The organism is Protofrankia sp. Cas8 (assembly GCF_963555845.1).
GTDB lineage: Bacteria > Actinomycetota > Actinomycetes > Frankiales > Frankiaceae > Protofrankia.
Window position 1 is genome coordinate 13,144 of the sequence record NZ_CAUVXI010000081.1, and the last position, 8,337, is coordinate 21,480.

Annotated in this window: 7 protein-coding genes and 1 pseudogene; 5 read left to right on the top strand and 3 right to left on the bottom strand. The window is 71.4% G+C overall.

Annotated elements, in window-relative coordinates; all coding sequences use genetic code 11:
- The 3 genes and pseudogenes from U9977_RS13575 to hemE all read right to left on the bottom strand — a co-directional run.
- Nucleotides 1–244 (bottom strand): annotated as a pseudogene (locus tag U9977_RS13575) (chlorite dismutase); the annotation flags it as partial.
- A 161-nt stretch (nucleotides 245–405) separates the two neighbouring features.
- The gene (gene hemG, locus U9977_RS13580; RefSeq protein ID WP_322749610.1) at nucleotides 406–1,836 is read right to left on the bottom strand and encodes a protoporphyrinogen oxidase; all 1,431 of its coding nucleotides are present in this window, start codon (nucleotides 1,834–1,836) and stop codon (nucleotides 406–408) included.
- A gap of 151 nt (nucleotides 1,837–1,987) precedes the next feature.
- On the bottom strand, nucleotides 1,988–3,064 hold the full coding sequence (hemE, locus tag U9977_RS13585) for a uroporphyrinogen decarboxylase (protein WP_322749611.1): 1,077 nt from the start codon (nucleotides 3,062–3,064) through the stop codon (nucleotides 1,988–1,990).
- A 224-nt stretch (nucleotides 3,065–3,288) separates the two neighbouring features.
- Here hemE and U9977_RS13590 point away from each other — a divergent pair, with 224 nt between their 5' ends.
- The 5 genes from U9977_RS13590 to U9977_RS13610 form a co-directional block, all read left to right on the top strand.
- The gene (locus tag U9977_RS13590) at nucleotides 3,289–3,684 is read left to right on the top strand and encodes a DUF3817 domain-containing protein (protein WP_322749612.1); all 396 of its coding nucleotides are present in this window, start codon (nucleotides 3,289–3,291) and stop codon (nucleotides 3,682–3,684) included.
- A gap of 561 nt (nucleotides 3,685–4,245) precedes the next feature.
- Entirely contained in the window at nucleotides 4,246–4,869 is a 624-nt protein-coding gene (locus tag U9977_RS13595) for a DUF3000 domain-containing protein (RefSeq protein ID WP_322749613.1), read from the top strand.
- A gap of 248 nt (nucleotides 4,870–5,117) precedes the next feature.
- Nucleotides 5,118–6,503, top strand: a complete 1,386-nt coding sequence (locus tag U9977_RS13600; RefSeq protein ID WP_322749614.1) for an HRDC domain-containing protein — start codon at nucleotides 5,118–5,120, stop codon at nucleotides 6,501–6,503.
- A 65-nt stretch (nucleotides 6,504–6,568) separates the two neighbouring features.
- A complete protein-coding gene (locus U9977_RS13605) occupies nucleotides 6,569–7,891 on the top strand; it encodes a thiolase family protein (RefSeq protein WP_322749615.1) in 1,323 nt (440 codons plus the stop codon).
- On the top strand, nucleotides 7,888–8,337 hold a 450-nt coding region (locus U9977_RS13610), incomplete at its 3' end, for an enoyl-CoA hydratase/isomerase family protein (RefSeq protein WP_416210597.1). The genes U9977_RS13605 and U9977_RS13610, both read left to right, overlap by 4 nt.

An 8,337-nucleotide genomic window follows, 5' to 3' on the forward strand; every position in this document is an offset into this window, starting at 1 on the left:
CGTCCTTGGCCAGGGCACCGGCAAGCAGGCCCTCCACCTCCGCGACGACCGCACCGCGGTCCGCGGGTAGCGGGTCCCGCGCCGCAAAGACCGACCAGGAGGTGTAGAGGAGCTCGGCATTGAGATCGCGCGCGGACAGCGCGGGAGTACCCGGGGAGATCTCGGTACTGGGCTGGATGGGGCCGCCGGCCGCGCGACCAGATTCATGATCGCGCGGGCTTCGGCCGCTCGGAGTCTCGGACATGGCCCAATTGTCGCCTAGCCGGAGCTGCCTGGCCGGGCGGTGCCGGCAGACGCCACGTCAGTACCGCACCGTGCGCTCACCGTCGGGTACGTCTCACCATCGGGTACGTCTCACCATCGGGTACGTCTCACCGTCGGACAGGTCTGACCATCCGGTGCGCGTCACGGCCCGATCCGCCCGGCCCGCACAGCGTCATCCGCGCGCAGCACCGTTTCCGCTGCCGCCTCGCCGGACCGGATGCATGCCGGGATGCCGACCCCGTCGTAGCCCGCGCCAGCCAGTGCAAGGCCGGTGGGCAGCGCCCGGCGGGCGGCCGCGATCCGGTCCAGATGCCCGGGCAGATACTGCGGGAGCGCGTCGGGCCAGCGTGTCACCCGGCTGGCCCCCGGCCGGACCGTCAGCCCGGTCGCAGCGGCGAGCTCGGCCGCGACCACGCCGGCAAGCTCGACATCGCTCCGCTCGAGGTCACGGACGTCGCCGGCCCGCCCGACGCTTGCCCGCACGACGGTGAGGTCGGTACCGGCCGACAGATGCGGCCACTTCGCGGACACGAACGTAGCCGCCTTGACGACCCCGCCCGCACGCGGCGGCACCAGATAGCCGCTGCCGGGCGGTAGCCGCGCTCCCCGGTAGAGGAGGGTGGTCAACCCCACCGACACGTAGGGGACGGCGGCCAGCGGTGCGGCTGCGTGCGGCGCCACCCGCGCCAACAGGGCCCGGGCCACGGCCACGGGCACGGCGAGGATCACGGCGTCGGCATCGATCTCCCGTTCGCCCGACCCGCCGGCCCCCGGGGCGGCCGGTGTGTCGGAGGCGCCGGTATCCATGATGGTCAGCCGCCAGCCCGACGGCGTCCGGCCAACCGCACGGACGGTCGCGCCGAGCACGATCGTCGCCCCGCTGGTGTCCGCGACAGCTGCCGCGAACCGTCCGAGGCCACCACGGACCGAGGCGAACACCGGCGTTCCCGCGGGATCCGCGGGCGCGGTGCGGGCCCGGACCCGGTACGCCCCGAGCAACAGCGAGCGGTCCTCGGACATGATCGGTATCAGCTGCGGAACCGTGGCGCGCAGGGACATGGCATCGGCCCGCCCCGCGTACACCCCGCCCAGCAGCGGGTCGACGAGCCGCTCGACGATCTCGCGGCCGACCCGGGCACCCACATAGCCACCGACGGTGGGGTCGTCCGGCAGGATCGTACGCGGCAGCACCAGATCGGCGGCGGCGCGGAGCAGCCCGACCGGTGAGAGCACCCGGGAACGGATCAGGCCGATCGCGTCGGTCGGCACGCCGAGCAGGGTCCGCGGCGGCAGTGGCCGCAGCCGGCCGGAGATCAGCAGCGAGGCCGCGGTGGTCGCCGGATGAACGATGTCGTGGCCCATTCCCACATGCCGGGCAAGGCGCACGGCGTCCGGTACGCGGGTCAGGAACGACTCCGCACCCTCCTCGATAGGCATGCCTTCAAACGAGGTGGTCCGCAGTTTGCCTCCGACGCGGTCGCCGGACTCGACCACGGTGACCTCAGCCCGGCCCCGTAGCGCATGGGCGGCAGCCAGCCCCGCGATGCCCGCTCCGACCACGACGACCCGCATGTGGACCCGCTCCTCCCGATCGCGGCCGCCTGCCCGATGCGGCCGCCGCGGGTCCAGTCTCCCTCCGCGCCCGACGGTCGGGTCGGGCCGCCCGGCAATGTCACGGCGCCGGCGACGGAATACGCGACCGGCGCTGCGGGCTGTCAGGCGGTCAGGCCTCGTGAACCAGGTCCACGATGTGGGCGAGTACGCCGGGATCGGTCTGCGGGAGCACTCCGTGCCCGAGATTGAACACATGACCGCTCGCCTTGGCACCGCGGGCACACACGTCGTGGACCTTGTCCGCCAGGACGTCCACCGGCGCAAAGACCGCGGTCGGGTCGAGGTTGCCCTGGACCGCGCGACCCGGACCGATCCGCCGGGCGGCCTCGTCCAACGGAACCCGCCAGTCCACCCCGACGACGTCCGCACCGGCCTCGGCCATGGCGCCGAGCAGCTCGCCGGTGTTCACCCCGAAGTGGATGCGCGGGACGTCGGCATGGTCGAATGCACCAAGCACACGCTGGCTGTGCGGGAGCACGTAACGGCGGTAGTCGGCCTCATCCAGTGCCCCGGCCCACGAGTCGAACAGCTGGACTGCGCTCACACCCGCATCGATCTGGACCCGCAGGTAGCCGATGGCAATGTCGGCAAGGCGTTCCAGCAGGTCGTGCCACAGCCGCGGCTCGGTGTACATGAGTTCCTTGGTCCGCGCGTGCGTCCGGCTCGGGCCACCCTCGACCAGGTAGCTGGCAAGGGTGAACGGCGCGCCGGAGAACCCGATCAACGGGATTGGCCCGAGCTCGCCGACGAGCGTGCGGACGGCGTCGGCGACATACGGCACGTCCTCGTCGCCGACCGGCCGCAGACGGGCGAGCGCACCGCGGTCGCGGACCGGCTCCGCGACGACCGGGCCGACCCCGGCGACGATGTCGATGTCCATGCCGATCGCGACGAGCGGCAGGACGATGTCGGAGAACAGGATCGCGGCATCGGTGCGGAACCGACGCACCGGCTGCAGAGTGATCTCGGTCACCATGGCCGCATCGCGGCAGGAGTCGAGCATGGCTGTCCCGGCGCGCAGCCGGCGATACTCCGGGAGCGCCCGGCCCGCCTGCCGCATGAACCACACGGGCGTGCGCTCAGTGGACTGACCGCGACACGCCCGTAGGAACGGCGCGTCGCGGAGTTCGGACTCTCCAGTGGGCGCGCCCGAGACTCCGCGCCCGGGCGCCGCTGCGCGGTACATGGCCTCGATGGTTGCATGCCGGACGCGCCGGGTGTTCAGGCGGCGACCTCGATCGCCGCGACGTCGGTCACGCTCCACCATCGCGGACCGACCGATCACAGCATGAGACCGGCCGGCGGATGAGGCGACGGACGGGGGCCACAGCATGGCAACCGGACCACGCACGGCCGCGGCCACGACTACCTTCGACGTGACGTAGAAGAAAATACCGTGGAGGCCCGACCATGCCAGCTGCGAGCAACACCCGCACGAACAGAGGCGAGAAGAGGTTGCTTGCCACCGCGCAGGTTGTCTCGATCGCCGAGGCAACGTCGTTTCTCCTGCTCCTGGTCGCAACGACGATCAAGTACGGTGCCGGCCACCCCGGCGGCGTCCGGATACTCGGTCCGATCCACGGCGGGCTCTTCCTCGCGTACTGCGCGATAATGATCGCACTGGCCCGGAGTCGGCGCTGGCCGATGTCGAAGACGCTGCTGGCGCTGGGTGCCGCCGTCCTGCCCATCGCCCCGTACATCGTGGAACGCCGGTGGCTGCACGTCCCCGCCGCGGGTCACCCACCGACGCCGGCCGGCAGCTCGACCACATCCACGACAGCCCCGACGCCCGGTACCGCGCCCTGAGTTTAGTGGTCGATGCTCACCAAAGGCGACCAGCCGGACACCCATGGGCATGCGCGACACGCCGGGGCCGAATGCGTGGCAATGGGGCAGGTCCGTGCCACCGTCAGGGACGGTCCGAATGGGATGGGAGGGTCCGTGATGTCCACACGAACCCTCCCGACGTGGACGTGACCTGGGAGTGGTGTTCGGATGGAACATGTCCATGTGGGCGCCGACGGGTTAACCCAACGGGTGTGCCCCGAGTGCGGTGACATACGCGATTTCGAGCAACCGCCGTGTTCGGACGGGCACGGGGCGGAGTGTCCCGACCGGGCATGTGTCGAGTGCGGAACGGCGCTGTTCGTCGATCAACAGCAGGTCCCCGCCAGGCCGGGCCGGGCGTCGGTGGGGGTAGCACCGCGGTCCACCGGCCATCCGATCCCGCACCGGTCCCGCTATGTCGCCTGATCGGGTGTCAGGCGCGGGCAGGCGTATGCATGCCCGGTCTGCTGCCCGGTCTGCTCGCCCGGTCGCCCACGCTCTGTCGCGCGCCTGCGGTCCGGACGTCCTAACGTGACGTCCATGGGCGCATCGCTGTCTCCGGAGGGCGTGCCGACAGCCTTCGTGGCCGCTACAGCCGCACTACGGGACGCGTTGGGGCGGGTGCGGTCAGAGATTGCCGTACACGAGCTCCAAGCACCTACCAGGCTGGCGCCGTATGCGTTCGCCATCGCCGGTGGCCTGGTGTGCGACGGCGACGAGGCCGCCTCCGGGCGTCTGATCCTCCTCGTCGATCCGGTCGGGCACAGCGCCTGGGAAGGCACCGCACGGTTCGTCTGCTATGCCCGGGCGGCTGTCGATCCCGAGATCGCCGTGGACCCGTGCCTGCCCGAGGTCGCCTGGTCGTGGGTGCGCGAGGCGCTGGAAGCGAACCAGGCCGCCTACCGCGCGATGGGCGGCACCGTGACCATCACGAACTCGAGGCGGTTCGGCGTTCTCGCCACGGACGGCGACAGCTCGGATGTGGAGGTGCGCTGCTCGTGGTCGCCGGACTGGGCCGAGACGACCGGTGCCGCCGGTCGCCGTGGGTGGCGTCCGACGGAGGCCGTGGCCCAACTGCATGCCTTCGCGGACCTGCTCGCCGCCATGGCCGGTCTGCCACCGCGGGTCTGCGGAGTGGTGCCGCTGCCCACCCGCCGCGACTAGGAGCGCCCGGCAACGTGTGTCACGGGGTCACGGCTGGGAACAGTACCGACCGACGCAGAATTGTGATCATGGCGCTCATCATCTCACCATCGCAGGTCATAGTCGAGAACGCTCCGCGCCTGCATGGATGCCAACGGTAAAATTGATCACCCATCCCGGCACCAATCACGGGTCCACAGCGATTTGACCCGGCCTCGTCGGCCCGAGTGCCGTTCGCAGCAGCTACTTGAGACGTACCATCGCCGATCGTGACGTCGACGGTTCCGGACTCATCGCACCAGCAGGGCCACGATCCAGATGGCGGCGCCGAGCAGGCTCGACCGCTACTGGAGCCGTCCGAAGGCATCCCCTCGGTCGTCGTCGACGAGCCTTCGCTGCGCGCGGCCGCGGCGCGGCTGGCCGCCGGGACCGGTCCGGTGGCCTTCGACGCCGAACGGGCCTCGGGGTACCGGTACAGCCAACGGGCCTATCTGGTCCAGATCCGCCGCCGCGGATCTGGAACCCACCTCGTCGACCCGATCGCGGTGCCCGACCTGTCCTGCGTCCAGGACGCCGTCGGTACCGCCGAGTGGGTCCTGCACGCCGCCAACCAGGACCTGCCCTGCCTGGCCGAGATCGGCCTGCGGCCCACCACGCTGTTCGACACCGAGCTTGCCGGCCGGCTGCTGGGTTACGAGCGGGTAGGCCTTGGGATCATGGTCGAGAAGGTGCTGGGCTTCTCGCTCGAGAAGGGACATTCGGCGGCCGACTGGTCGACCAGGCCGTTACCGGAACCGTGGTTGCGCTATGCCGCGCTCGACGTCGAGCTGCTCATCGAGTTGCGCGACGCCCTGCACGGCGAGCTTGCGGCGCAGGACAAGCTGCGGTTCGCCCGCGAGGAGTTCGCCGCGATCGCCGCGGCTCCGCCCCGTGAGCCGCGGCCGGAACTGTGGCGGCGTACCAGCGGGATCCACCGGGTCCGCAACCGTCGCCAGCTCGCCGCGGTCCGCTCGATGTGGACGACCCGGGATCGGATCGCCCGCGAACGGGACATCGCTCCTGGACGGGTGCTTCCCGACAGCGCGATCATCGACGCGGTTCTGCGCAACCCCGCGGACGTCGAGGCCCTGACCCAGCTGTCGATCTTCTCCGGCCCGCGGCTGCGCCGAACCGCGCGGACCTGGTTCACCGCGCTACGGGAAGCCGCCGGGCTGCCCGAGGGCGCCCTGCCGCAGGCCGTCGCGGCCGGCGGCGACGGCCTGCCGCCGCCGAGTCGCTGGGCCGACCGTGATCCGGTGGCAGCCGCCCGCCTCGCCCGGGTCCGCGCCTGCCTGGGCGCCATCGCCACCGAGCGAACCATGCCGGTGGAGAACCTGTTGGAGCCGGCCCTCGCCCGCCGGCTCGCCTGGTCACCACCGGCGGCCCCGGCGGCGCCGGCGGAAGCTGAGATCGTCGCGGAGCTGCTGCGTGCCGGCGGCGCCCGGCCATGGCAGGTGGAGCTCACCGCCGGCCCGATCGCGAGCTGCCTGCCAGATCCACCGGAACTGCCAGATCCGCCGGAACGGGCCGAGCCGCCGGAACGGGCCGAGCCGCCAGAACTGCCAGAACCGCCGGCGGGACCAGCAGGGTTACCCATTGGTAACAACCTGCCGTAGGCTTCGGGGTGTCGGCGAGCACGTCGGCACCGGCTTTGTCCGGGTCCCCCGGTCAGGAGGCACAGGTGTTCCTAGCTGCCAGGGACTCCGTCCGCGACGTCGTGTTCGTCGACGGCGTCCGCACCCCCTTCGGCAAGGCGAAGGGGGTCTATTCCGAGACACGCGCGGACGATCTCATCGTCAGGGTCATCCGCGAACTGCTGCGGCGCAACCCGTCGCTGCCGGCCGACCGGATCGACGAGGTGGCGATCGCCGCCACCACCCAGATCGGCGATCAGGGCCTGACCATCGGCCGGGTCGCGGCGATCCTGTCCGGTCTGCCGCAGTCCGTACCCGGCTACGCCGTCGACCGGATGTGCGCCGGGGCGGTCACCGCGGTCACGACGACCGCGTCCGCGATCGCCGTCGGCGCCTACGACGTCGCGATCGCCGGCGGGGTCGAGCACATGGGCCGCCACCCGATGGGCGAAGCCGCCGACCCCAACCCCCGTTTCGTCTCCGAGCGGCTGGTCGACCTCTCCGCGCTGGTCATGGGGCAGACCGCGGAGAACGTGCACGACCGCTACCCGACGATCACAAAGGCGCGGGCGGACGCATACGCCCTCGCCTCCCAGCAGAAGGTGGCCAAGGCCTACGCGGACGGCCGGCTCCAACCCGATCTCGTTCCGGTAGCGGCCCGGCACGTCGACAGTGGCTGGGATCTCGTGACGAGCGACGAACCACCGCGCCCGGACACGACGCCCGCCGGACTCGCCGGCCTCAAGACCCCGTTCCGCCCCCACGGCCGGGTGACCGCAGGTAACGCGGCGGGCATCAACGACGGCGCGACCGGATGCATACTCGCCGCCGCGGACGTCGCCGGGGAACTCGGTCTCACCGCGAAGATGTCCCTGGTCGGCTTCGGCTTCGCCGGCGTCGAACCCCACGTGATGGGGGTCGGGCCGATCCCGTCCACCGAGAAGGCCCTGGCCCGTACCGGCCTGTCCATCGACGACATCGGGCTGTTCGAACTGAACGAGGCCTTCGCCGTCCAGGTACTGGCCTTCCTCGACCACTTCGGCATCGCGCAGGACGACCCGCGGGTGAACCCCTACGGCGGCGCGATCGCCCTGGGGCATCCGCTGGCCGCCAGCGGCGTACGGCTGATGACCCAGCTCGCCCACCAGTTCGCCGAGCGTCCCGACGTCCGTTACGGACTCACCGCCATGTGCGTCGGCCTCGGCATGGGCGCCACGACCATCTGGTCGAACCCGCATTTCAACGACACGGCGGACACGGCGGACACGGCGGACGCGGCTGGAGAGCCGAAAGGCGCGCGACGATCGTCAGATCGCGCGCCCGCAGGCCGCAGTCCCCGGAGCGCTAACGGGACGGGAGCGGCAACATGAGCTCGACCGACACGCCGACCCTCGATCATCCGGGCGAGGTGGTGACGCACGCCCACGTCCGTTACGTGCAGGTACCGGATGTCGCGGGGCCGATTGCGCTCATCACCCTTGACAACGGTATGGACCACACTCGGCCGTCGACCTTCGGCCCCGCCGGGCTGCGCAACCTGCTCGCCGCCGCGGCTGAGATCGAGGCGCACGCCCCGGCCGTGTCGGCCGTCGCCGTCACCGGCAAGCCGTTCGTCTTCCATGTCGGCGCAGACCTGTCCTTCCGGTCGTCGTTCACCGATCCGCGGGCAATCCGGCCTGCCATCCACGCGTTGAGCGAGCTCGGGCACACCGCGATGCGCCGGATCGGCGCGGGACGCCTGGCCGGCGCCAGGGTGCCCACCTTCGCGCTGATCAACGGCGCGGCCATGGGCGGCGGCCTGGAACTGGCGCTGCAC